Origin of the sequence: Kribbella sp. NPDC056861, from assembly GCF_040687575.1 — a bacterium.
Classification (GTDB): domain Bacteria; phylum Actinomycetota; class Actinomycetes; order Propionibacteriales; family Kribbellaceae; genus Kribbella.
The window spans coordinates 479,000-502,518 of sequence record NZ_JBFBNQ010000006.1 but is presented as its reverse complement, the minus strand read 5'-3'; the positions used below and the strand labels follow the sequence as shown (position 1 = coordinate 502,518).

The following is a 23,519-nucleotide window of genomic DNA, read 5'->3' as shown; positions in this document are numbered from 1 at the left end:
GGGTCGGAAAGCGATTTCACCCTTCCGCCGCGAGGTGAACGTGACGACAAGAGAAGATGGGCAGATGCAGACAGCTGACCGAATCCGCCGCGCCCAGCCGGCCGACGTACCGGCGATCGTGGACCTCGTGTACGCCCTCGCGGAGTACGAACGCGCTCCGCAGGAGTGCCGGCTGACCGCCGACCAACTGCAGACAGCCCTCTTCGGTACTGCGCCCGCCGTCTTCTGCCACGTCGCCCCGGTGGACGACGAGGTGGTCGGCTGCGCGCTCTGGTTCCTCAACTACTCCACCTGGCGCGGCGTCCACGGCATCTACCTCGAAGACCTCTTCGTCCGCCCCGAGCACCGCGGCTCCGGCCTCGGCAAGGCCCTGCTGACCGCCCTGGCCCAGGAGTGCGTCACGAACAACTACGAACGCCTCGAATGGTCCGTCCTCAACTGGAACACCCCGGCCATCGACTTCTACCACTCCCTCGGCGCCACCCCCCAAGACGAGTGGACCACCTACCGCCTCACGGACACCGCCCTCACGAAGCTTGGCAGCTGAGCGAGAATGGGCGGGTGGAACTGAAACCGCTCTTGATCACTCGGATCTGTAATGCCTCGGTGTGGCCGCTGCTCGTCGGGGTCGTGGTGATCGCGTTGCGGGACGACCTGCCGTTGGCGGTGGTGATCGTGGGCGCGCTGGTGTGCGTCGGGGCGGCTGTCTACCTGGCGATGCTGGGGTGGCGGCTCGGGGTGGTGTTCGATGCGGACGGCATCGAGGTGAACGGGTTGCTGCGGAGCCGGCGGATCGCGAAGGAGGAGATCGTCGCGATCACGAACTTCCCGGCGGTGCGGTGGAAGAACGCGGACGGCAAGGCGCGGTGGACGCCGATCTTCGCGTTCGCCAATCCCGGCCGGGTGATCCCGTTGGTGGAGCGGCACAACGAGGCGGCGATCTCGATCCTGCAGGACTGGCAGACCGACGCCAAGCCGGAGCCGGTGAAGAAGAAGCGGCGGCAGCGGCCGGCCCGCTAGGACTTCCGGGGGACTAGAGGCTGGCGCGGTAGGCGCGTTTGGCCTCGTACATCGCGTTGTCGGCGGTGCGGAGCAGTTCGTCGAGGTCGGCGGCGTACGGGCTGACGACGGCCAGGCCGATGCTGGCGGTGACCGGTACGTCGATGCCGTCGAGCGGCTTGCTGATCGACTCGTCGATGCGGCGCATCAGGACGTCCAGGTCGTCGCCGTCGATGTCCTCGGCCAGTACGGCGAACTCGTCCCCGCCGAGTCGCGCCACCGTGTCGCCGTGCCGGACCTCGGTGAGCAGCCGGTCGGCGATCTCGCGGAGTGCCTTGTCGCCGGCCTCGTGCCCGTACTTGTCGTTGACCTGCTTGAAGTGGTTCAGGTCGCAGAACATCAGTACTCCGCGCCGCCCGGTCTGCCGGGACCGCTGCAGCGCCGCGTTGAACCGGTGCTGGAGCAGCCGCCGGTTCGGCAGTCCGGTGAGCGGGTCGTGCGCCGCATGGTGCCGCAGCTCGCGCTCCGCGTCCTTGCGCGCGGTCACGTCGTCGATCTGGATCAGGATGATCCGCGGCAGATCCTTGCCCTGGTCAACGATCGCGGCGGTGCCGCCCAGCCAGATGTCGTTGCCGTCGGTCCGCCGGAAGGTCCGCTCGAACCGGTACGGGCCGCGGCCGGTGGCGAGCTGCTCGATCTCCCGCTTGGTCTGGCCGGTCTGCTCGTCGCGCAGGTAGTCGACGAAGGTGGTGCCGACCAGCTGGGCCGGGGTGTAGCCGGTGATGTGGCAGAAGGCGTCGTTGACGCGCAGGATCCGGCCGGCCTCCGGGCCGTCGAAGGCGATCGTCGCCATCCCGTTGCCGGCCCCCTCGAAGACCATCCGGAAGGTCGTCTCACTCGCCTCCAGCCGGGCCTTCTCGGCCAGCAACTGGTCGGTCAGCCGGGCCTTGTCGATCGCCAGGCCGGCCTGGGTCGCGAAGATCTCCAGCAGCTCCCGCCGGATCTGCCCCGGCCGCCGCTGGTCCTCGGGCAGATCGACCGACAGCATCCCGACCAGCTCGCCGTCGGAGGAGTGCAGCGGCGCGAACAACGCGTCCAGTGGATGCCAGGCATCGGCCCCCGACGGGATCGGGATCTCCGGCACCCAGCCGACGATCTCGCCGCCCTCGGGCAGCCGCTCGTGCGGGACGAACCGCAGCCCACCCCACTTGTCCGCGATCGCGAACTCGGCGTCGAAGATGTCGCCCGCGCTGATCGTGCCGAGCAGCGCCTCCCGGGCCTCCGGCGAGCCGGCCACCGCGATCACCTCGAACTTGCCGTCGGACTGGCGCAGGTTCAGCACCGCGATACCGAAACCGAGGCCGTTCACGACGCCCTCGACGACCGCCTGGAGCGTTTCGGCCAGGCTTCGCCCGGCGCCCATCCGGGCGCTCACCTCGTAGAGACGGCGGACCGCCGTCATCCGTACGGTGGGCTCGTTCAGCACGTGGGATCTCTCCGGCGTCACGGCGTCGGCGGCCTCACGGGACCCCGCCGTGGTGAGGGCCCTCTTCCAGGGTGACAGACCGGCCGTGCCGGAGAGCGTTCTCCGGCGCGACACGGCCGCCTAATTACGCCGGACGGAAGCCAGCCGCGTGCAGTCAGTGACGAGAATACGCCTACTGACACGTACCGTCGTGAAACGGCCGTTCGCTTCACGGATTCCGGTCAGTACCGGAGCTCGGCCAGCGCCCGGTACGACGTCAGCGCCGACTGCCACTCGTCGGTCGGCGCATCGTGCTCGACCAGCCACTGCTCGACCCTACCCGACTCCGCCTCGGCGAAGATCGCCGCGAAGTCGAGCCGGCCGGTGCCCACGTCGGCGAACGAGCCGTCCGCCGCCATGTCCTTGACGTGCAGCGCGGGGAACCGGCCGGGGTGCCCGCGGAAGTAGTCGACCGGGTGCTTGCCGCCGTTGACGACCCAGTACAGATCGAGCTCGAAGCCGAGCAGATCCGGCTCGACCTCGTCCAGCAGGATGTCGAACAGCACCTGCCCGTCCACCTCGGCGAAGTCGTGACCGTGGTTGTGAAAGAGCAGCTTCAGGCCTTCCTTCTTCGCCAGTTGGCCGGCTGTGCTGAAGGCGCGAGCAGCCTCGCGGAACCCGTCCGGCGTCCACAGCTCCTTCGGCAGCGACGGTACGACGACCCACTGGCCGCCGAGCGTTTGGACGTCCGCGATAGCGCCCTCCCAGTTGTCGGTCAGCCGGGGATAGCCGACGTGCTCCAACACGATCCGGAGACCCGCCGCATCGGCGTACGAGCGGATCTGCTCGGCCGAGTGACCGAACCTGCCGCTCACCCCGACGGTGCGATAGCCGATCTCGGCCAGGCGTTGCAGGGTGCCGGGATAGTCCGCGGCGAGCGCCTCACGCATCGTGTAGAGGTGCATGCCGATGCCGTCAGCGGGGATCGTCCGGTCGCTCATGGGGAGAGGGCTCCTTCGAGTGCTGGATTGTCAGGCGACGTGTTCCAGATAGCGCGCCAGGGAGAGGTCGAAGACCTCCTGGCCCGGTGCGTCCCACAGTTGCTGGTTGAAGATCTCGACCTCGACCGGTCCGGTGTACCCCGCGGCGTCGCACGCCTCGCGCAGGCGGCGCAGCTCGATCGCGCCGTCGCCCATCATGCCGCGGCCGAGCAGGTTGTCGGCCGGGAGCGGCGTCACCCAGTCGCTCACCTGGTACGAGCAGATCCGGTCGCCGGCCCGCTCGATCTGCCGGTAGACCTCGGCGTCCCACCACAGGTGGTACGCGTCGACGATCACGCCGACCTGCTCGACCGGGAACTGCTCGGCCAGGTCGAGCGCGCCGCCGAGTGACGAGACGACACAACGGTCTGAGCAGAACATCGGATGCAGCGCCTCGACGGCGAGCCGGACACCCCGTTCCCCGGCGTACGGCGCAAGCTCGGCGAGGCCGTCGCGGATCATCCCGCGGGCGCCGTCGATGTCCCGCGAGCCGGCTGGCAGGCCGCCGCTGACGAGCACCAGGACGTCAGTGCCGAGAGTGGCGGCCTCGTCGATGGCGCGACGGTTGTCCTCGATCTTCGCCTGCCGCTCGGCCTCGTCGGTGGCGGTGAAGAATCCGCTTCTGCACAAGGAGGAAACGCGCAGGCCGGCATCGGCGACGAGCTTCGCCGACCGCTCCACGCCGTACTCCTGGATCGGCTCGCGCCACAGGCCGATCCACTGCAGCTCGGCTTTGGCGCTGGCGGCAACTACTTCCTCCAGTGACCAGTACTTCGTTGTTGCCTGGTTCAAGCTGTAGCGGTTCATGCGTCGACCCCGCCGACGATGAGCAGCTTGCGGAAGCGGTCGACGGCCAGCTCGGGTGACGTGAGCACACCGGCCGCGTCGGCGAGGCGGAAGGTGTCGGCCAGGTGCGCCAGGGACCGGCCGGTCTGCAGGCCGCCGACCATGCCGAAGCCGGGCTGGTGGCCGTTGAGCCACGCCAGGAAGGCGATTCCGGTCTTGTAGTAGTAGGTCGGCGCGGAGAAGATCTGACGCGCCAGCGGGACGGTCGGTGCGAAGATCTCCTCGTACTTCGTCAGCTCGCCGTCGTCGAGCGCCTTCAACGCGGCGGCGGCCGCCGGGGCGATGGCGGCGAAGATGCCAAGCAGCGCATCGCTGTAGTGCTCGTCGTCGCCGCGGATCAGCTCGGGGTAGTTGTAGTCGTCGCCGGTGTAGAGCCGGACGCCCTCGGGGAGACGCTTGCGCAGGGCAACTTCTTTGGCGGCGTCGAGGAGGGAGACCTTGATGCCGTCGACCTTGCTGACGTTTTCGTTGATCAGGTCAACCACAACGTCGGCGGCGGTGTCGAGGGAGTCGCTGCCCCAGTAGCCGTCGAGCGCCGGGTCGAACATCGAGCCGAGCCAGTGCAGGATGACAGGCCGGGAGGATTGGCTGAGCAGGCGGTCGTAGACCTTGCGGTAGTCGTCGGGTGAAGTAGCTGCAGCGCAGAGCGCCCGGCTCGCCATCAGAATCGGCTGAGCGCCGACTTCCTCGGCCAGCGCCAACTGCTCCTCATAGGCGCCGATCACCGCATCCAACGGATGCACACCCGCGGACAATTGATCCGTTCCTACGCCTACTGCGATTCGACCATCAGGTGCTTCGGCGGCGGAGCGGCGGATGAGTTCTTGGGTGGCGGGCCAGTCGAGGCCCATGCCGCGTTGGGCGGTGTCCATGGCTTCAGCCACCGACAAGCCGAGCGACCACAGGTGGCGGCGGAAGCCGAGGGTGTGCTCCCAGTCGATCACCGCGGGAGCACCCGGCGAGTTGTCGGCGAGGGGGTCGGAGACCACGTGCGCTGCTGCGAAGGCGAGTCGGGTGCGGGCCGGCGAATAGGTGCCATGGGCAACCGGAGTACCGGTGAGCTGGTAGGTCTCCAAGGCTCCGTCGAGTGGGAGCCGAAGCGACAGGCTCATGCCTGCGCCTCGATGTCGAGCGCGGGGACCTCCAGCTTGCGTCCCTCGCGCCACGACTGCAGACCGAGCTCCGCCAGCTGAACGCCCTTGGCGCCCTCGACGAAGTCCCAGGTGAACGGCGCGTCGTCGACGATGTGCCGCAGGAACATCTCCCACTGCACCTTGAAGCCGTTGTCGAAGACCTCGTTGTCCGGCACCTCGGACCACTGGTCGCGGAACGAGTACTCCGCTGGGATGTCGGGGTTCCAGACCGGCTTCGGGGTCGCCGAGCGGTGCTGGGCGTGGCAGTTGCGCAGTCCGGCGACCGCGGAGCCCTCGGTGCCGTCGACCTGGAACTCGACCAGCTCGTCACGGAACACTCGGGTGGTCCAAGAGGAGTTGAGCTGCGCGATGATGCCGCCCTCCAGCTCGAAGACGCCGTACGCCGCGTCCTCGGCGGTGGCGGTGTACGCCTGACCCTGCTCGTCGTACCGGGTCGGGATGTGGGTGGCGCCCTGGCAGTAGACCGACTTGACCGGCGCGAAGATCTGGTCGAGCACGTAGCGCCAGTGGCAGAACATGTCGACGACGATGCCGCCACCCTCTTCGGTCTTGTAGTTCCAGGCCGGCCGCTGCGCCTCCTGCCAGTCACCCTCGAACACCCAGTAGCCGAACTCGCCGCGGACCGAGAGGATCTCGCCGAAGAAACCGCCGTCGACGAGCCGCTTCAGCTTGCGCAGCCCGGGCAGCGAGAGCTTGTCCTGGACGACACCGTTCTTCAGCCCGGAGTCGCGGACCAGCCGGGCCAGGTCGACCGCCGCCTCCAGCCCTTCGGCGATCGGCTTCTCGCAGTAGATCGCCTTGCCGGCCTCGACCGCGGCGCGCACGCCCTTCTCCCGCAGCTGGGTGAGCTGGGAGTCGAAGTAGATCTCGACATCCGGCTCGGCCAGCGCCTCGGACAGGTCGGTGGTCCAGCGGGTCAGGCCGTACTTGTCGGCGATGTTCTTCAGCTTGAGCTCGTTGCGGCCGACCAGGATGGGCTCGGGGATGATCATCGTGCCGTCGGCGGCCGGGATGCCGCCCTGTTCGCGGATCGCCACGATCGAGCGCTCCAGGTGCTGGCGCAGGCCCATCCGCCCGGTCACGCCGTTCATCACGATGCCCACGTGTCTGTCGTTCACAGGTGCTACCTCTCTTCGGCGCAGGAGCGCAGGATGATGGCGGCCGTCATGGGCGCTCATTCAAGTCATAAACGTCTAGGCGGCCGCACATTCCGTGCTTGCCGAATTCAGTAGGTGCGGGGAGTTCGTGCAGTTCTGCGGTCTGCAGGTGCGGGGCCTTGCCGGCCTCCAACGCATCCAGCGCAGCACCCGTCTCGTCGGCCAAGCGGCGAGCGCCTTGCTCCCAACGACGTCGCCAATCGGCGAGCTGCGGCTGCACGATGCGCACTGCGGACTCATAGAACGCGTCCAGCGCAGAAGCACCCTCGGCGGCGTACGCCTCACGCAGTACGGCGAAACCCTCGAGCGCGAGGTTGCGGCGCGCCATCGCGGACGGCGTACGGGCTTCGCCTTCGCCGGTCAGCGTGGTCGCGCGCAGGTAGGTCTCGCGGTCGGTGAGGTGCTCGGGCGGAAGAGTCAGGACGGCGTCGCCCGCCTCGGGCAGACCGGAGTTCGACATCAGGGTGAGGATCTGCAGTTCGCCGCCGTTGATCAGCCGGTGGATCGTGCCGGGGTCGAACCAGACCACCGTGCCGGCCTGCAGCGGCGTCTCGGTGAAGCCCTTCGGATTGAGGGTCTGGACCGCGCCGGAGCCGGCGATCACGTAGTACCCCTCGGAGCAGGCGAGGTGGACGTGCGGGGTGCCGCCGACGAGTCCGTCCGGCGCCTCGAGGTCGTAGACCGACAACCGCGAGATGCCGATCCCGCCGGGCAGCGCTGCGGCCGGGCCGTGCTCACACATGCTCGCTCCTCCCGCTGCCGCCTTGGAAAGGGCTTTCCAAGGCTCGTGATCGCAACCTTAGGTGGGCGGTCCGGACGAGTCAACCTGTCGCGGAAGTCGGCGGAAAGCGATTGCAGACCGATTCCGGACACGCCGCCATGGGCTGCGTGCGGATGGACGGATGGGGTACGGCGAGGCGTTGGGCGTTAGCGTCGTTTCAGGTGACGAGAGGAGCACGGTGGTCAAGGGCGGTGATCGGGCAGCCGACGGGGCGGAGACGGGGTCGCCGTCGCTGGATGTCACGTTGTCGGAGGACCTGCGGCTGGGCGATCTGAGGCGTGCGGACGCCGCGAAAGCGCAGGCTGACGCGAGTGAGCGACGCCGCGGCGAGCGTCGGCAGGCAGAGCGGCGCCGGCGGGATCGCCGTGATGCGGAGCCGACGACGGGCGAGTTGTCGGTCGACGAGCTGTCCGCCGAGCTGCAGGCAGCCGACGAGCAGGCCCGCGACGAGCAGCGTGAGCTTTATCGCACCCTCGATCTGGCGCTCCGGATCGGCGAGGTCGTGCTCTCCAGCGGCGCCGGTACTGCGGATGCCACGGCGACCATTCTCAGCGTCACCGCCTCGGCCGGTCTGCGGGGCTGCGAGGTCGACATCACCTTCACCTCGATCGCGATCTCGTACCAGGCCGCGCCCGACGTCGCCCCCGAGACGCACATGCGCATCGTCCGGTACCGCGGTCAGGACTTCTCCCGTCTCACCGCCGTCGACCAACTGGTACGCCGGTTCGCCCGCGCCGAGCTGACCCGCGAGGAGGCCAGCCGCGAACTCGCCCGGATGGTGTCGGCCGGCCCACCCTTCCCGCGCTGGAGCTCGGTGCTCGCGTGGGGCGTAATGGCCGGCGGAGCGACGCTGCTGCTCGGCGGTGGCTGGCTGATCACTCTGGTCGCCGTCGTCACCGCCTGCTTCATCGAGCTCAGCAATCGCTGGTTCAACCGCCAGCGGTTGCCCGCCTTCTATCAGCAGGTGGCCGGCGCGTTCGTCGCCACCGCCGTCGCCCTGATCCTCTACGCCGTCGACGCTCCCGTGAAACCGTCCCTGGTAGTTGCCGCAGGCATCATCATGCTGCTGGCCGGGATCGCTCTCACCGGCGCCGTCCAGGACGCCATCACCGGGTACTACGTGACCGCGGCCGCCCGCAGCCTGGAGGCGATGCTGCTCACCGGCGGCATCATCGCCGGCGTCTCGCTGGGGATCAGCCTCGGCATCAAGCTAGGTCTCCCGGTCGCGATCGAGGCCCAGACGATCCAGCTCTCCAACCTCCCGATCATGGTCAGCTCCGGCGCCCTGATGGCCGTCGCGTTCGCCTACGCGTCGTACTCGCCGCTGCGTTCCCTGCTGCCGATCGCGGTGGTCGGCGCGCTGGGCTCACTCGTCTTCACGCTGATGACCCGGGCCCAGTTCGGCCCGGCTTGGTCGACCGCGGCCGCCGCCTTCGCGGTCGGTCTCGTCGGCTACTCGCTCGGCCGTCGTTCGGGCGTGCCGCCGCTGGTCGTGGTGGTTTGCGGCACCGTGCCACTGTTGCCTGGACTGACCATTTACAAGGGCTTGTACGAGCTGAGCCTCGGCCAGCTGGTCGGCATCGTCAGCCTCGTCACCGCCGTCGCCATCGGTGTCGCGCTGGCCTCCGGCGTGATCCTCGGCGAGTACGTCGCCCAGCCGATCCGCCGCGAAGCCCGGCGACTCGAGGACCGGCTCGCCGGCCCGCGCCTGGTCGGCCCACGCCGGCCGACGCGGCGTCGTACGGAACGCTCGCGCTCGCACCGCTCCCGGCGTACGAGGCGCGCGGACCAGCCTTAGACCGGCGGAGTGGAACCGCGGCCCTCGTAGAGATCCAGGTAGTAGGTGTTGATGGCGGCGGCGCGGGTACCGAGGTTCTCCTGGTCGAGGATCGCGTGCTCGAAGCCCAGTGCGCTGGGAAACTCGTGGGACAGCAACGGAACTCCGCTGTTCTCGGCGATTCCGCGGGGGACCTCGACCGCGCGGCGCAGGTCGATCAGGTCGTCGTTGGCCGAGGTGACCACCGCGACGCTGCGCAGCTTGTCGTTGACGGGGCGATCACGATAGTTGTGAACGATCCGGAGGTACTGCGTGAGCGCGCTGAAGGAGAAGCCCCGCTCGTTGATCTTGTCCGGCACCAGGTGGTAGCCGTAGAGCACAGTGATCGGCCGGACGACGATCCCCGGTGCTTGTTTGGGGCCCGGCTGGTAGAACGGTGACAGCGCGAGCAGATGGGCGACCGACTCGGTCCGGTACTCCGCCAGCCAGGTCGCGAGGTCCGCGCCGCCGGAGATCCCGATCACGCCGACCTCCTGGCCGAGGCCGGCCGCGATGTCCAGGCCGCTGTCGGCGTAGTCGAGCAGACCGTCGACGCTGACGTCGGCCGTGGCCTGCTTGTTCGTCAGGCCGTGATGAGCCTCGCGGGGTGCGTAGACGTTGTAGCCCTGGCGGTAGAACAGCTCGGCAAGCTCGTCGTAGTCCTCGGGGCAACTGGTGTAGCCGTGCAGCATCAGCACCGACTTGGCCGGCCGGTCCGGGTGGGTGAGCAGTTTCGTGCGGCACTCAGGCCGAACGTCTCCCTTGGCCGTGTCCTGCTGCACTGCTACCTCGGCGGCGGCCTTCGCCTGCGCGAACGGCAACGCGGTGACCTTGGGGTTTGTGGCCCGATCCGACCCCAGCGGGTACACGTACAGCGTCGTCACCAGCAGAGCCAGCAGCACCACCAGGACGCCGAGTCCGATCCCCGTTCGTTTCAACGCCTTGCGCAGCATCGCGCAAGTGTGACAGCCCGGCCGCACCGCGACGCAGTACGGCCGGAAGCTGCCATCAGCGGGGTTCGAGGCGCCAGGTCTGGGGTTGGAGGTTGTTGCAGGTCCAGACCTGGACGTTGGCGCCCGGGGCGCCTGAGCCGCCGGCCACGTCGAGGCAAAGAAGGCTGTTCTGGCCGACGAGCTTGTAGTAGCCGCGGCCGACGTTCACCAGGCGCCAGCGTTGCCAGCCGCCGTCCTGGCAGTTCCACTGCTGCACATTGGCGCCCGGCGTACCGGAGTTGCTGGCGACCTCCACGCAGAGCTGGCTGTTCTGGCCCTTGAGCCGGAAGAAGCCGTTGCCCTCGGAGGTGAACTGGAAGTTCTGCGGGCCCAGGTTGTTGCAGGTCCACTGCTGGATGTTGCCTGCGGGCTGACGTGAGTCGGCGGCGACGTCCAGGCAGTGGCCGCTCTGCGCGGACACCAGCCGGTAAGTCGCGTTCGCCACACCGGTCGCGTCCTGGGTGCCGATCGCCGAGCCGGTGGCGAAGAAGGTCTTGCAGACGCCGCCGTCGTAGTCGCTCGCCAGCTGCAGGACCCTGGCGCCGTCGGCGGACGGGACCAGCGGCGAGCTGTAGTTCGGGCAGAAGTTGTTGTAGGGATTGGTCACCGCGACCGGCGAGGCGATCTCGTACCAGTTGCCGTTGGCGCCTTCTGTGTTGACCAGGATCGTCCGGCCGTTGTCAGCGGCAACCGAACCGTTGGCGTTCTGCAGGATCTGCCCGATCAGCAGCAACTTGCCGTTGACGGTCGCGATCGTCGGCGCGTGGGTGAAGTACTTCCCGTCGACCGTGTGCGGCCGCCCACCCAGATTCGACGGCGGTCCCCAGTTCCAGCCGTCGCCGGACGTCCGGGTGTGGACCACACAGTCGTACTGACCGCCGAGTCCGCAGATCTCGTAGGCCATCACGTAGACGCCGGTCGGCAGCTTCCGGACGACCGGCATCCCCGGCCGGTGCCCGAAGGTCGGGCTGGAGACGGTCGGCACCCGATCGGTCCAGGTGATCCCGTCCGAGCTGCGGACCTCCATCAGCTTCTGGCTGTGGGCCGCGTCCGTCTCGTCGGCGTAGTGACAGACCAGCCGGCCGTCGGCGGCGATCGAGAACTCCGGCTCCCACAGGCCCTTGGTATTCGGTGCCGTCGCGCAGTTCGACAGATAAGTCCAGGTGCGCCCGACGTCGTTGCTCTTCCAGATTCGCAGGGCCATCGGGCGGGCGTCCGCTCCGACGGATGCTGCCCAGAGCAACGTTCCGGCCGGCATCGCGCCGACCTGTTGTGGCAGTTCGAAGAGCGTCGCGCAGCAGAGTCCCTTGCCTGCGCTCGCCGCTGGGTCCGCGACCGATCCGACCTGAGTGAACGAGGCGCCGTCGTTGGTGCTCTCGTAGATCGCCCCGATGCCGGAGTTGCCGGTGAAGGTGACGACGCTGGCGATCATCCGGCCGTTGGCGGTGCCGCTGTTCTGCAGTCTGACCGCTCGGGGATAGAGGCCGGTGTCGTTTCGCAGTAGTTGGCCGGTGGCGGTCGGCGCGGCCTGGATCTGCGGCGCGGCTTGGGGGTTCGACGCGGCTTGCGCGTACGACGTACTGACGAGGCCGCTGGCCAGCAAGGTCAGGACAAGGGGAACCAATCGCTTCTTCATGCGCGCTCCTGAGGGCGGGTCAGAGTGCGAGAAATCGATTACTCGCTTACCGTAACCAGCTAACCCCGGGCGGTCAACGTCTCAGGCGGAGAGCGACTGCTCCAAGGCGTCCGCGGTCTGGGCGACGGCGTCCTCTTCGCGCAGCAGGACGGCCAGCTCGGCGGCGCGCTGACGCGGGCCGTTGCAGAGCATCGGCTCGAGCGCGGCGAACAGAGTGGGCTCGCTCAGGTCGGTGAAGCGAAGCGTGCTGCCGACGCCCATCCGCTGGAGTTGGGCGCCCCAGAACGGCTGGTCGGCGAAGACCGCGCAGACCACTGTCGGCAGGCCGGCCCGCAGCGAGGTGGCCGACGTACCGGCGCCGCCGTGGTGGACGGCGGCCAGGCAGCGCGGCAGAACCGTGTCGTGGTTGAGGTTGCCGACCACCCGTACTGCGCTGCTGCTGGTCGGGCGGGCCTTGAGGCTGACCAGCGCCCGGACGCCGAGCATGTCGGCGACCTTCTCGATCATGGTCAGGGCGGCCTCCGGCTCGAGTACCGGCATGCTGCCGAAGCCGAAGTACACCGGGGGATCGCCGGCGTCGAGCCAGGCGTCCAGCTCGGGATCGTGCAGCTCGTCGAGCAGTTTGCGCTGCTGGGCCGACGGCGCGAGGAAGCCGGTCAGTGGGCGGCGCGGATCCCAGTCCACCAACTCCGGTACGACGTGCCGGCTGTACGCCTGGACCTCGAGGGAACCGGTCCGGGCGAGCCGGACGCCGGTCGTCTCGGTGGTCGACGGCAGGCCGACGCGGGTGCGGAGCTTGTTGACGAAGGGCTCGAAGACCGGCCAGTTGGAGCCGTCCACCTTGGCGTAGGTGGCCAGGTTCTGCTCCGGCGAGAAGATGTCGGTCGAGACCAGCAGGTGCGGGAACGCGCTGTTGCTGCGCATCGGGGCGTGGTAAATCGACGCGTACGGGATCCCCGCTGCCTCCGCGATCACGACGGCCTCGAGCTCGGTCGCGGTACCGGAGATCAGAACGTCGGCGTTCGACGCCAGGTCGATCAGGTCGGACTGCAGTTGGTCGGCGTACTGGCGTTTGTAGTCGAGCAGCCAGCGGACGTAGGACTGGAAGTCGCCCGCGGCCAGCCACTTCTGGCCCTGCGGCGACTCCAGGAACTCCTTGGCGCTGGCCTTCAGGTCGACCGTCTCGACGCCGAGCGCGCGGCCGATCCAGACCAGGTCGGAGCACAGGCCGAGGGTGACGTCGTGGCCGCGCGCGACCAGCTCCGCGCCGAGGACGGCCATCGGTTGCGCGTCGCCCCGACTGCCCATCCCCACCATGACTACTCGCATGCGCCCACCCCTGAGCCTCGAACCGCCGCGGAACCGGCGTACGGACCCTGATGCTAAGCGGCCGAGCAGGTCGGCGTCCCCTTCTTGCTCGGTTCCGGAACTCGTGGTCGCCCGCGGTGGCCGGATCGGCCCTGTCAGTGACCCTTGCCGGGGTCAAGCGTTAGAGTTACTGACTGGAAACATCGGCCTGCTATCGCCGGGTGAGCTGCCCGGCGGGCTCGGAGGATCGACGTGGCACTGGGTAGGACGTCCCCGCGGGACCTGCCGCTGTTCGCGGAGCTGTCCGGCCGGGAGATCAAGGACATCTTCCGGGCCGGCGAAGAGGTCTCGGTACCGGCCGGCTGGTCGCTGATCCTGGAGCAGACCGCGCCCGACGCGGCGTACCTGATCCTGAGCGGCACCGCGGCGGTCCGGGTCAAGGGCGAGGAGATCGCCGTGCTCGGCCCCGGCGACATCGCCGGCGAGGTCGCGGTCCGGCAGAACCGCTTGCGGACGGCAACGGTCACCGCGAAGTCGCGGCTGCAGCTGCTGCACTTCACCCGGGAGAAGTTCGACGACCTGACCACCCGGCTGCCGAACTTCCGCGACGCCATCGACGCCACCATCGCCGAACGCCGTGGCCCCCAGCCCGACTAACCCGGCCGAGCCCGACTCCGGCACCGACGGCGTGGACGGCGCCGCGGCCGGTCCGCCCTCGGACTCTGCTCCCGCCTCCGCCCGCGCCGCGGCCGTCCCGCTGGAGGCGGAGCCCTCTTCTGCTGGGGGGCAGGCTCCGGAGCCGGATCTGCTGGCGTTGCAGCAGGGGTTCGAGCAGGCGTTGCTTGGCGGTGAGCGAAAGTTCACCCGGATCCAGGTGTCCGAGCGGGCCGGGATCTCGATCGAGCGGGCCGAGCAGATGTGGCACGCGCTCGGGTTCGCGACCGTGCCGGACGACGAGATCGCCTTCACCGACGGGGATGTCGAGGCGCTCCGGATCGTCGCGGCGCTGGAGGACGACGGGTTCATCGACCCAGCGGTGGAGTCGTCGCTGGCTCGCAAGCTCGGTCAGACCCAGTCCCGGCTGGCGTCCTGGCAGTCCGCGATGTTCCTCGAGCTGCTCGGCGGCTCCAAGCTGTCCGCCGACGACGCGATCGAGGTCGCGTCTTTGTTGCTGCCAGCAATGGAACGACTGCAGACCTACGTCTGGCGCCGGCATCTGGCAGCCGCGGCGGGCCGGGCGGTGGCGGGCTCGGACGAGTTATCCCGGGGCGTCCGGGTGGTGGGCTTCGCCGACATCGTCAGCTACACGAGGCTGACCCGCCGGTTGTCGGTCGTCGAACTGGGCAGCCTGATCGAACGCTTCGAAGGACTGGCAGCCGATGTCGTCGCGCTGAACGGCGGCCGAGTGATCAAGTCGATAGGCGACGAGGTCCTGTTCGTCACCGACACTCCCGCGCAAGGTGCCGCGCTTGCTCTGGCCCTGCAGGACAAGATGACCGAGGCCGGCGACCTGCCTGAGCTGCGGATCGGCCTGGCCTACGGCAGCATCCTGATCCGGCTCGGTGATGTGTACGGCGAGGTCGTCAACCTCGCCTCGCGGCTGACCTCGGAGGCCAAGCCGGGGCGCGTCCTGGCCGACCGCGAACTGGCTGCCGCGCTCGACGGGCATCCGGCGTACCGGTTGCGGAGGCTTCGGCGGGTCTCCGTTCGCGGCTACCACCACCTCACGCCGTACGCGTTGCAACGCGCCTCGGCGGCCCACTGACACGTCAGACACAATGTCCGGGTGGATCAGATTTCAATGGCCGGGGAGCTGGCGACGAGGGCCGATGGCGATCTGCTGATGGTCTGGGCCGGCCAGGGCGACCTCGGCGGCCGCAGCAGGGCTTGGTACTCCGGTGAGGCGGTGGTGGTGGCCTCCGCGGATCTGTCGAAGCACGACCGGCTGGTGGTTCGCGGGCCGATGGACGAGTTGGCGCCGTTGGTCGAGAACGCGCTGGCCGAGCTCGGTCCGACGTACCGGCCGTTCGGTGAGGAGGCGGTGATCCGCGAGTTGGTGGATCGCGTGCCGGGATTGTTGCTCCGAGCCACTTTTGGGTGGATGGAGACGACGGTTGCGCCGTCCGAGACGACCACCGCTGCCTGGCAGGCCGACGCTGCGGGAGTCGATGAGTTGCTGACGCTCGCCTCACCTGGGTCCTACGCGTGGCCGGCGGATCCTGGGGTGACGCGGTGGGCGGCGATCACGGATGAGGCGGGCGAGTTGCTGAGCATCGCCGCTGATGCGTGGAGTGCGCCGGACGTTGGGTTCCTGGCGGGGGTGGCGACCCGGCCGGAGGCTCGCGGGCGGGGGTTGTCGCGGCAGGTTTGCGCGTTCGTGACGGCTGAGTTGGTGAAGCGGCACGGGCAGGCGGTGCTGATGGTCGAGGAGACCAACGAGGTCGCGATCGGGCTGTATCGCAAACTGGGCTACAGGTACCGCGGGGTTGCCGCGGCACAGCTGTAGCCCAGTCTTTTGGCGCTGTTGTTTGGTGCTGCTGTTGGTGCTGCGTCAGCGGGTCGGCGGGGGAACCGTGAGGGTGACGCCGCCCGGCGGGGGCGTGCTCGGTGCCGGCGTCGTGCTCGGTACCGGGGTGGTGCCTGCCTTCGGGGTGGTACTCGGCACGGTGGCGCTGGGATTGGCGCTCGGGGCTGGGGTCTCCGAGGGATTCGGCGTGGTGCCCGCGGAGGGCGTGTAGCTCGGCAGCGGGGTGGCCGGGGCCGGCGGCGGGACGAACGGCGCCTTGTCGGTGTCCTTGCAGTTCTCCGAACTGGTGGCACTGGTCGGATCCTCGCTGGACGGATTCTCGACGGCTTGCTCGGGCGCGATGGTGGCCAGCGGGAAGTAGTTGCTGACCGACTCCTGGCTGCCGTCGCCGTAGGACGCCTGGCAGTTCTGCAGGTTCAGGTTGATCGGCTTGCCGTCCTCGGTGTAGAGCCTGACCTTCAGCTGCCGGCCCTGCTCGTCGAACGGGTAGATGTTGTTGATCGGCGTACCGTCCAGGACCAGGCCGTTGGAGTAGTAGCTGTTGGGCTCGGGGGTGCTCCGGTAGTTGGTGAACGGTCCGGCGGAGCCGCCGACGAAGCTGTAGGCCAGCCAGAGCGGCACGATCACGGCTGCGGCGACGTTCAGCGGTACGACGTACCAGAGCCACCTGCGATCCTGCTGGGTCTGGCGGCCGATCCAGATCGAGACCACGGCGCCGACCAGCGCGCCGACTACGGTGACCGCCGAGGCGCCGAACACGGCGAAGACCGCGCCGCCGCCGACGATGCCGCGGGCCACCCACCAGACCGGCTGGCCGATCGTGACCAGGTCCTTGCGGACGTTCGGCGGGAGTTGCTCGACGCCGCTGCGGACGGCTTCGGCGCCCTGCTTGCCCAGGTTGGTGTCCAGCACGACGCGTGGGTTGTTGCCGCGCAGTGCTCGGACTCCCAGGTAGGCCGCGCCGAGCAGCACGGCCAGGCCGAACACGCCGAAGAACAACAGACCGCCGGTGCCGTTGAGCAGGCCGACGACCAGGAAGAACGGCCCGACGGTCGCGGCGACGATGCCCCACCGGACCGCGCTCTCGGCGCCGGTCGTCTGCTTCGGCGAGGCGGTCGGCGGCGGGTAGCCGGCCGCGGTTCGGAGCTCGTCGGCGTACTGCCGGGGCGTGCCGAGCCGCTCCTGCAGCGCCTCGGCGGTCGGCTCCTGCTCGAACTCCGCGGAGACCTCGCTCAGATGCCCGGTGACGTCCTCGAGCACGTCGGCCAGCTCGCCCGGCGGCAGGTCGCTCAGCTCGGTCCTGACCTGGGCCAGGTAGTTCGCGACCGGTCCGGTCAGAGTGCTGTTCACGCCGCCTCCTTGAGCAGCAACACCGACATGGTGTCGGCGAAGTGGTTCCAGGTCTTGGTGGACTGGGCCAGCAGGTCCAGGCCGGTCTTGTTCAGCCCGTAGTACTTGCGATGCGGGCCTTCCTCGCTGGGCATCACGTACGACGTCAGCGCGCCGGCCGCGAACAACCGCCGCAGCGTGCCGTACACCGAGGCGTCCGCAACGTCCTCGAGCCCGGCGGCCCGCAACCGGCGCAGTACGTCGTAGCCGTACCCGTCCGCGTCGCGCAGCACTGCCAGGACAGCCAGATCGAGCACGCCTTTGAGCAGCTGACTCGGGTCCATCGCCTCCACCTCCGGTTGGTGCACCGCGAAACCGGACCCCTCAGACCGGCCCCGCGGTGCTCTGCCGACCACACTACTACACGATGCGGAGTACTCCGCAATGCTGTTTGACTGGGGGTGCAGGTGGTTCTCCCGCGCGGCCTCCGACGTCCGCTCCTTCGTCGCGTGCTCGTTCGGTCGCTCCCACCCGCCCGTGCGAAAGCCGCTCCTTCGTCGCGCGGTGTGACCACGGTGGTGGCGCGCCGGGTTGCCGGGGGAAGGTGGTTGCTGTCGCCCGCGCGGCTGGTCGCGTCGTCGACTACCTGCCCCGCCCGTTGCCTGCCCGCGCGCTGGCCCGTGCCCGAGTCACCACCTGTTCGAGCGTCCCGCCTGCCGCGCCCTGCCCGCCTGCCTACTGACTGCCGTCGCCCTCGCCGTCGCGACTTGTTCTCGGTTCGGTGAAATCGATCAAGTCCGGCCCCCGTATTCGCGGGCACAGTGGAGGCATGGATTCCACTGACCTCTTCTCCGGGTTTGTTGCCGCGGTTGCCGACAGCCTCGATGACATCGGCACTACCGGCGGGGACCTGGCTCAGCGGGTGCATTTGTCGCGGTCGCATTGTGATCGGGTGGTGGCGGCGGTGGCGGGTGAGTCGCCGGCTGCGTTTCGGCGGCGGGTGTTGCTGGAGCGGGCGGCGTACCGGTTGCTGGCGGGGGATTCCGGGGTGCTCGAGTTGGCGATCGAGGCGGGGTACGGGTCGCACGAGGCGTTCACCAGGGCGTTTGTGCGGGCGTACGGGATGGCGCCGCGGGAATGGCGGCGGGAGGCGTCGCGTCAGTTCTTCCTGGCGGCGCCGAGTGGGGTGCATTTTCAGCCGCCGGCGGGTTTGCGCCTGCCGGCTCGGAAGGAGACGAGAGGGATGGACGTACTGGTCAGGATGGTCGAGCACCACGTGTGGCTCACGGGTGAGCTGATCGAGCGGGGTGCGCGGCTGGATGCCGTGGCGCTGGATCGGCCGATCGAGCTGTCGGTGGAGGGGATCGACGACGACGTGTCGATCCGGTACCTGCTGGATCGACTGGTTTGGCAGGAGGAGATGTGGCTGGCGTCGGTCGAGGATCGGCCGTTCCAGGTGCCGGAGTGTGGGCGGGAGGTGACCACGCCGATCGCCGAGTTGCGCGGTCGGCATGCGGAGGCGGGATCGCGGTTCGTGGCACTGGTGAATCGGCTGAACGACGAGGGGCGGTTCGACGACAGCTTCGTCGACACGACCTGTGAGCCGCCGCGGGTGTTCACGTACGGCGGGATGGTCGCGCACGTGCTGACCTTCGCGGCGCATCGGAGGTCGTTGCTGATCGGGGCGTTCTACAGCGCGGGGATCAGGGACCTGGGGTTCGGTGATCCGATGCAGTTCGTGGCGGACGGAGTACCGGGGTAGAAGTTTCTGCCGGCCGATGTCGAGAACGCGACAGCGGCTCCGTCCCTAGGGTGAGAGCGGCCGGAACCGGCCGCTCACCAACGGAGGAGAACCAGCGTGACGATTCGGCGGATGGACAACGTCGGGATTGTGGTCGACGACCTGGACGCGGCGGTCGCGTTCTTCGAGGAACTCGGGATGGAACTGGAGGGCAAGGCGCGGGTCGAGGGGCCATTCGCGAGCGGCTGCGTCGGGCTCGAGGACGTGAGCTGCGATATCGCGATGGTGCGTACGCCGGACGGGCACAGCCGGCTCGAGCTGGCGAAGTACCTGTCTCCCGCAGCGGTCGGGATCGGGCAGGAGAAGCTGCAGCACAACACGATCGGCATGCATCGGGTGATGTTCACGGTCGAGGACATCGAGGACGTCGTGGCCCGGCTGGGTGCTCACGGCGGGGAGGTTGTCGGCGAGATCGTCCGGTACGGCGACAGCTACAAACTCTGTTATGTCCGCGGACCCGAAGGCATCTTCGTCGGCCTGGCCGAGCAGCTCAGCGCGGGGTGAACTGCGATGGGCCGAGGACGCCGAGCATGGCCAGGCGGGTTTCGTCTTCGGTGCCGGGGGTGGGGGTGTAGATCAGCAGGCGTTGGTCTTCGGTGGGGGTGAGGAGGGTTTCCCAGTTGAGGGTGATGGGGCCGATCACCGGATGGGCCACGCGGAGGTGGGAGGTGCGGCGGGTCACTACCTCGTGCAGGGGCCAGAGTTCGGCGAAGCGGGGGCTGGTGGTCAGGAGATGGTGGACGAGCGCGGTGGAGGCGTCGTCGTGGCCGCGGCGGGTGGCGGCGGCTCGGAGGTTGGCTGTTTGGTAGTGGTCCAGGTCGTCGAGTTCGTCGGCGGGGTACGGGGCTCGCATGGCCGGTTCGGTGAACCAGCGGAGGACGACGTTGCGTTCGCCTTCGCGGACTGAGCAGATCGTGCCGAGCAGGGAGTCGGCGATCGCGTTCTGGGCGAGGACGTCGCCGAGGTCGTTGAGGATCTGGGCGGGGGTTTCCCTGAGTTCGTCGAGGACCCGGAGGAGGCCTAGGCTGATCTGGTCGCCGCCGGGGCGAGCGGCGGGTGGGCGGTGGCCGGCCAGCAGGTACAGGTGGTCGCGTTCCTCGTCGGACAGGCGGAGCGCCCGTGCGAGCGATGCGAGTAGTTGGGTGGACGGTTGCGGGCTGCGCGCCTGCTCGAGTCGCATGTAGTAGTCGGCCGACATGCCCGCGAGCTGCGAGACCTCCTCGCGCCGCAGGCCCGGCGTACGGCGACGGGGGCCGGTGGGCAGGCCTGCTTCCTGCGGGCTGACCCGTTCGCGGGAGCGGCGCAGGAAGTCGGCGAGCTGACGGCGATCCATGGCATCCATCATGACGCGCGGCCGGGCCGGGACCCAGGCCTCAGCCTAGGGCTGCCGATCCTAGGGAATCCGGTCCGCTCCTCAAGCCGCCGCCAGGCTGCCACCGTCGTGGTGACCACGAGCGATCAGAGGGAGCCATCGATGTCCAAGGCAATCAACTTCAGCAGGCACGGCGGGATCGAGGTCCTGGAGGTGGTCGAGGTTGCCAAGCCTGAGGCCGGTCCGGGTGAGGTGCTGGTGGCGGTGCGCGCGGCGGCGGTGAACCCGCTGGACTCGTCGATCCGCGAGGGGCTGATGCAGAGCATCTACCCGGTCGCGGCCTATCCGAGCGGTCAGGGGGTGGACTTCGCGGGCGTGGTCGAGTCGATCGGCGTAGGCGTGGTGGAGTTCGAGGTCGGAGCCGAAGTGCTGGGCTTCCTGCTGCCACCAGGCGCAGCGCAGGCGGAGTACGTCGTTGCCCCGGTCGCCCAAGTGGTCGCCAAGCCGGCGAACGTCCCGTGGGAGGTCGCGGGTGGGCTCTACACAGCCGGTACTGCGGCCTACGCCTCGGTGCGAGCGGTCGGGCCGCAGCCGGGCGAGACGGTGGTCGTGGCCGGCGCTGCGGGTGGAGTCGGTTCCATCGCGGTGCAGCTGGCTCGAAGGACCGGCGCGAAGGTGATCGGGATCGCCGGACCGGCGAACCATGCCTGGCTGTCAGCCCACGGCGTGACACAGGTTGCTTATGGCAATCAACTCGTGCTCGATCGGCCGGACGTCTTCATCGATGTCTTTGGCAACGGCTATGTCGATCTGGCGATCTCGCTGGGAGTGCCGCCGGAACGGATCAACACGGTGATCGACTTCGCCGCCGCGGCGAAGTACGGGACCCGGGCCGACGGCAACCGAGCAGCCGGTACGCCGCAAGCTCTGGCTGAGCTCGCGGCCTTGGTGGACCAAGGCGAACTGGAGGTTCCGATCGCCGCGACCTTCCCGCTCGACCAGGTCCAGGACGCCTTTGCACTGCTGGATCAGCGCCACACCCACGGCAAGATCATCCTGCGGCCCTGACCTCCACGGTGCCGTCGACCAACAGGTGGAGGACCTCGTCGCCGTAGCGGATCCGGGCTGTCGACGCTGAGCCGAGAGAGGTGACACGGGCGGTCACCAGCCGGCCGGAGTGCCACTCGATGTCGACGACGAAGCCGCCTCGGGCGCGAAGGCCGTAGACCTTGCCGGAAGGCCAACTGGTGGGGAGGGCCGGCAGGAGTTCGATCTCGCTCGAAGTCGATTGCACCAACAGCTCAGCCAGCGCTCCGGTGGCGCCGGTGTTGCCGTCGGTGGCGTAGATGTTCTCGGTGACGCCGGCGATTCCGGCGACCGAGTAGGACAGCAGGTTGGCTTCGCTGGCGTCCGTGATCAGGGCGCGGAGGTGGTCGAGGGCCAGGTCGCCCTTGAGGAGGCGGGCGTAGTACGCCATCAGGTTTGCCTCGACCCACTCGGTCTGCTCCCAGCCGTCGGCTGCCTGGCGACGGTCGATGGTGACCTCGCAGGCGCGGGCCAGTTCGGGGTGTTCGCGGGGTGTGATCTGGCGTTCGGGGTAGAGCGCGATCAGGTGGGACGTGTGGCGGTGGCTCGGGACGGCCTCGTCGAAGTCGTGCAGCCACTCCTGCAGTTGGCCGTGTTTGCCGATCTCGAACGGCGGGAGCTTCTTGCGAGCGGCATCGAGTCGGGCGCGGAAGTCCAGATCGGTGTCGAGCAGGGTCGCTGCCTCGTCGCAGATCCGGAAGAGGGCCTCGATCAGGACGGTGTCGCAGGTGGCGCCCATCGAGAGCGAGGCCTGGCCTCCGTCGGGAGTGCGGTACCAGTTCTCCGGGGAGTCGGACGGGCCGCTCAACAGGAGCCCGGTCGCGGGGTCTTCGGTCAAATAGGCAAGGAAGAACTCGGCCGCGTCACGGAGTACGGGGTAGGCGCGGTCGGCCAGGAAGGCGAGATCGCGGTGGTACTCGAAGTGCTCCCACAGTTGCAGCGAGATCCAGATCCCGCTGGTCACGTGCACTCCCCAGCCGAGTCCCCAGCCAGGTGCCGTGTAGCTCCAGGCGTTGCTGACGGTGTGCGAGACCCAGCCCGGTACGCCGTACAGCTCGCGGGCCGTCTTCTGTCCGCTGGCCCGCAAACCGTCGATCAACTGGAACAGCGGGTACTGGCATTCGCCGAGTCCGGTGATCTCGGCCGCCCAGTAGTTCTGCTGGGTATTGATGTCGAGGTGGTAGTCGTTGGTCCACGGACCACCCGATGCGCGGCCGTCGTTCCACAATCCCTGCAGGGCAAGGGGAAGTGGCGAATCCGTGCGTGATCCGGCGATGGTCAGATAGCGGCCGTACTGGAAGTAGAGCGCGAGCAGCTCGGGATCGTCGGCACCTGCGGCAGCTCGGCGCTCATCCGTCGGCAGACCCCGTACTGCGTCGCTGCTGCGGCCGACGTCGAGCCCGACCCGGCTGATCAGTGGCGTGTAGTCATCGAGGTGCGCCTGGCGAAGTGTCGCGTAGTCGGCGTCGTTCTGTACCGAACGAGACGGGCGCTCGGTGGGGTCGGCGCCGAGCCAATCAGTGCCGACAGCAACTAGCAAGGTAGTGGCGGTCGCGCTGTCGATCACCAGGTGGTTGTCAGCAGCAACAACTGTGCCGTCGGTGGTCGCGCGGGCTCGGAGGTCGACCAGGGTGCCGACTTCTCCGTTGCTGTGCAGGCTTTCACGGGCCTGGAATGTCAGCTGGAGGACATCGCCGTCAGTCACCGCGGACGGCTCGCTGAAGGAGACCTGAAAGCTCGCCGGGGCGCTGCTGGTCAGCCGGACCACGATCACGTCATCGGCATGCGACGCGAAGACCTCCCGCTCGAAAACGATCCCCGCGCGCTCGAAACGAGTCCGAACGATCGCGTCGCCGAGATCAAGCGATCGCTGGTAGCCCGTGGTCGAGCCGTCGATGGCGAAGTCGAGCAACAGTTCCGGCAGCTTGACGTTGGTGCCGAAGGAGACCGGGCGGCCGGGAAGATGCTGGTCGGCCAGCGCCTGCGCTTCGGCGTACCGGCCGTTCAGCAGGAGCTCCCGGATCGCCGGCAGGTTCTCCAGCGCCGTCGGGCTCACGTCGGTGTCGCTGGGAGCGCCGGACCAGGCGGTCGACTCGGCGAGGGCGATCCGTTCGCGGGTGTCGCCGGAGTAGACCATGCCGCCCAGGCGGCCGTTGCCGATCGGCAGCGCCTCGAACCAGCGCTCCGCGGGGCGGCGATACCAAAGCCGCCCGGCCTCGACGGCGGCGGACGGCTGTGGCTGGACTACCTCGTGCTCAAGCATGGCCCCA

Annotated in this window: 22 protein-coding genes; 9 read left to right on the top strand and 13 right to left on the bottom strand. The window is 68.8% G+C overall.

What is annotated here, in order from left to right; all coding sequences use genetic code 11:
- The first annotated feature begins 64 nt into the window (after positions 1-64).
- Positions 65-547, top strand: a complete 483-nt coding sequence (locus AB0P21_RS30500) for a GNAT family N-acetyltransferase (protein ID WP_363700822.1) — start codon at positions 65-67, stop codon at positions 545-547.
- 59 nt (positions 548-606) lie between these two features.
- Complete coding sequence (locus tag AB0P21_RS30495; RefSeq protein ID WP_363700820.1) at positions 607-1,020, top strand: hypothetical protein; 414 nt, start codon at positions 607-609, stop codon at positions 1,018-1,020.
- A gap of 13 nt (positions 1,021-1,033) precedes the next feature.
- Here AB0P21_RS30495 and AB0P21_RS30490 read toward each other — a convergent pair whose 3' ends face one another.
- From AB0P21_RS30490 to AB0P21_RS30465, 6 genes are all read right to left on the bottom strand, one after another.
- Positions 1,034-2,599 (bottom strand): diguanylate cyclase, encoded by a 1,566-nt coding sequence (locus AB0P21_RS30490; protein WP_363700818.1) that lies wholly within the window; start codon positions 2,597-2,599, stop codon positions 1,034-1,036.
- Between the two features lie 107 nt (positions 2,600-2,706).
- Positions 2,707-3,465 carry a sugar phosphate isomerase/epimerase gene (locus tag AB0P21_RS30485; RefSeq protein WP_363700816.1) on the bottom strand — a complete coding sequence of 253 codons (759 nt, stop codon included), beginning with the start codon at positions 3,463-3,465 and terminating at the stop codon, positions 2,707-2,709.
- 30 nt (positions 3,466-3,495) lie between these two features.
- Entirely contained in the window at positions 3,496-4,311 is an 816-nt protein-coding gene (locus AB0P21_RS30480) for a sugar phosphate isomerase/epimerase family protein (protein WP_363700814.1), read from the bottom strand.
- Positions 4,308-5,462, bottom strand: a complete 1,155-nt coding sequence (locus AB0P21_RS30475) for a dihydrodipicolinate synthase family protein (protein ID WP_363700812.1) — start codon at positions 5,460-5,462, stop codon at positions 4,308-4,310. Before AB0P21_RS30475 ends, AB0P21_RS30480 begins: the two co-directional genes overlap by 4 nt.
- Entirely contained in the window at positions 5,459-6,622 is a 1,164-nt protein-coding gene (locus AB0P21_RS30470) for a Gfo/Idh/MocA family oxidoreductase (RefSeq protein WP_363700810.1), read from the bottom strand. Before AB0P21_RS30470 ends, AB0P21_RS30475 begins: the two co-directional genes overlap by 4 nt.
- Positions 6,623-6,668: 46 nt before the next feature.
- A complete protein-coding gene (locus tag AB0P21_RS30465) occupies positions 6,669-7,403 on the bottom strand; it encodes a cupin domain-containing protein (RefSeq protein ID WP_363700808.1) in 735 nt (244 codons plus the stop codon).
- A 217-nt stretch (positions 7,404-7,620) separates the two neighbouring features.
- Here AB0P21_RS30465 and AB0P21_RS30460 point away from each other — a divergent pair, with 217 nt between their 5' ends.
- On the top strand, positions 7,621-9,240 hold the full coding sequence (locus tag AB0P21_RS30460) for a threonine/serine exporter family protein (protein ID WP_363700806.1): 1,620 nt from the start codon (positions 7,621-7,623) through the stop codon (positions 9,238-9,240).
- Here AB0P21_RS30460 and AB0P21_RS30455 read toward each other — a convergent pair.
- The 3 genes from AB0P21_RS30455 to AB0P21_RS30445 form a co-directional block, all read right to left on the bottom strand.
- Entirely contained in the window at positions 9,237-10,211 is a 975-nt protein-coding gene (locus AB0P21_RS30455; protein WP_363700804.1) for an alpha/beta hydrolase, read from the bottom strand. The two genes, AB0P21_RS30460 and AB0P21_RS30455, sit on opposite strands and share 4 nt — an antisense overlap.
- Positions 10,212-10,266: 55 nt before the next feature.
- Positions 10,267-11,886, bottom strand: a complete 1,620-nt coding sequence (locus AB0P21_RS30450; RefSeq protein WP_363700802.1) for an RICIN domain-containing protein — start codon at positions 11,884-11,886, stop codon at positions 10,267-10,269.
- Between the two features lie 81 nt (positions 11,887-11,967).
- Positions 11,968-13,215, bottom strand: a complete 1,248-nt coding sequence (locus AB0P21_RS30445; protein WP_363700800.1) for a glycosyltransferase — start codon at positions 13,213-13,215, stop codon at positions 11,968-11,970.
- A 231-nt stretch (positions 13,216-13,446) separates the two neighbouring features.
- Between AB0P21_RS30445 and AB0P21_RS30440 the strand changes: the two genes are divergently transcribed.
- Genes AB0P21_RS30440 through AB0P21_RS30430 form a run of 3 tightly spaced genes read left to right on the top strand, consistent with a single transcriptional unit; the run spans position 13,447 to position 15,700 of the window.
- The gene (locus AB0P21_RS30440; RefSeq protein WP_363700798.1) at positions 13,447-13,851 is read left to right on the top strand and encodes a cyclic nucleotide-binding domain-containing protein; all 405 of its coding nucleotides are present in this window, start codon (positions 13,447-13,449) and stop codon (positions 13,849-13,851) included.
- Positions 13,832-14,959: an adenylate/guanylate cyclase domain-containing protein gene (locus AB0P21_RS30435; RefSeq protein WP_363700797.1), complete on the top strand. Its 1,128-nt coding sequence runs from the start codon at positions 13,832-13,834 to the stop codon at positions 14,957-14,959. The genes AB0P21_RS30440 and AB0P21_RS30435 overlap by 20 nt, the downstream gene beginning before the upstream one ends.
- A gap of 21 nt (positions 14,960-14,980) precedes the next feature.
- Entirely contained in the window at positions 14,981-15,700 is a 720-nt protein-coding gene (locus AB0P21_RS30430) for a GNAT family N-acetyltransferase (protein ID WP_363700795.1), read from the top strand.
- Between the two features lie 45 nt (positions 15,701-15,745).
- Here AB0P21_RS30430 and AB0P21_RS30425 read toward each other — a convergent pair whose 3' ends face one another.
- Together AB0P21_RS30425 and AB0P21_RS30420 are read right to left on the bottom strand one after the other, a co-directional pair.
- Positions 15,746-17,071, bottom strand: coding sequence for a hypothetical protein (locus AB0P21_RS30425; RefSeq protein ID WP_363700793.1), 1,326 nt, complete (start codon positions 17,069-17,071; stop codon positions 15,746-15,748).
- Positions 17,068-17,394 carry a PadR family transcriptional regulator gene (locus AB0P21_RS30420; protein ID WP_363700791.1) on the bottom strand — a complete coding sequence of 109 codons (327 nt, stop codon included), beginning with the start codon at positions 17,392-17,394 and terminating at the stop codon, positions 17,068-17,070. Before AB0P21_RS30420 ends, AB0P21_RS30425 begins: the two co-directional genes overlap by 4 nt.
- Before the next feature lie 485 nt (positions 17,395-17,879).
- Between AB0P21_RS30420 and AB0P21_RS30415 the strand changes: the two genes are divergently transcribed.
- Together AB0P21_RS30415 and AB0P21_RS30410 are read left to right on the top strand one after the other, a co-directional pair.
- The gene (locus AB0P21_RS30415; protein WP_363700789.1) at positions 17,880-18,812 is read left to right on the top strand and encodes a helix-turn-helix domain-containing protein; all 933 of its coding nucleotides are present in this window, start codon (positions 17,880-17,882) and stop codon (positions 18,810-18,812) included.
- 96 nt (positions 18,813-18,908) lie between these two features.
- The gene (locus tag AB0P21_RS30410) at positions 18,909-19,355 is read left to right on the top strand and encodes a VOC family protein (protein WP_363700787.1); all 447 of its coding nucleotides are present in this window, start codon (positions 18,909-18,911) and stop codon (positions 19,353-19,355) included.
- Here the strand turns inward: AB0P21_RS30410 and AB0P21_RS30405 are convergent.
- The gene (locus AB0P21_RS30405) at positions 19,342-20,184 is read right to left on the bottom strand and encodes a helix-turn-helix transcriptional regulator (protein WP_363700785.1); all 843 of its coding nucleotides are present in this window, start codon (positions 20,182-20,184) and stop codon (positions 19,342-19,344) included. The genes AB0P21_RS30410 and AB0P21_RS30405 overlap by 14 nt on opposite strands.
- Positions 20,185-20,325: 141 nt before the next feature.
- Between AB0P21_RS30405 and AB0P21_RS30400 the strand changes: the two genes are divergently transcribed.
- Positions 20,326-21,231, top strand: coding sequence for an NADP-dependent oxidoreductase (locus tag AB0P21_RS30400; protein ID WP_363700783.1), 906 nt, complete (start codon positions 20,326-20,328; stop codon positions 21,229-21,231).
- Here the strand turns inward: AB0P21_RS30400 and AB0P21_RS30395 are convergent.
- Positions 21,215-23,512, bottom strand: a complete 2,298-nt coding sequence (locus AB0P21_RS30395) for a glycoside hydrolase family 95 protein (protein WP_363700782.1) — start codon at positions 23,510-23,512, stop codon at positions 21,215-21,217. The genes AB0P21_RS30400 and AB0P21_RS30395 overlap by 17 nt on opposite strands.
- Between the last annotated feature and the right edge of the window lie 7 nt (positions 23,513-23,519).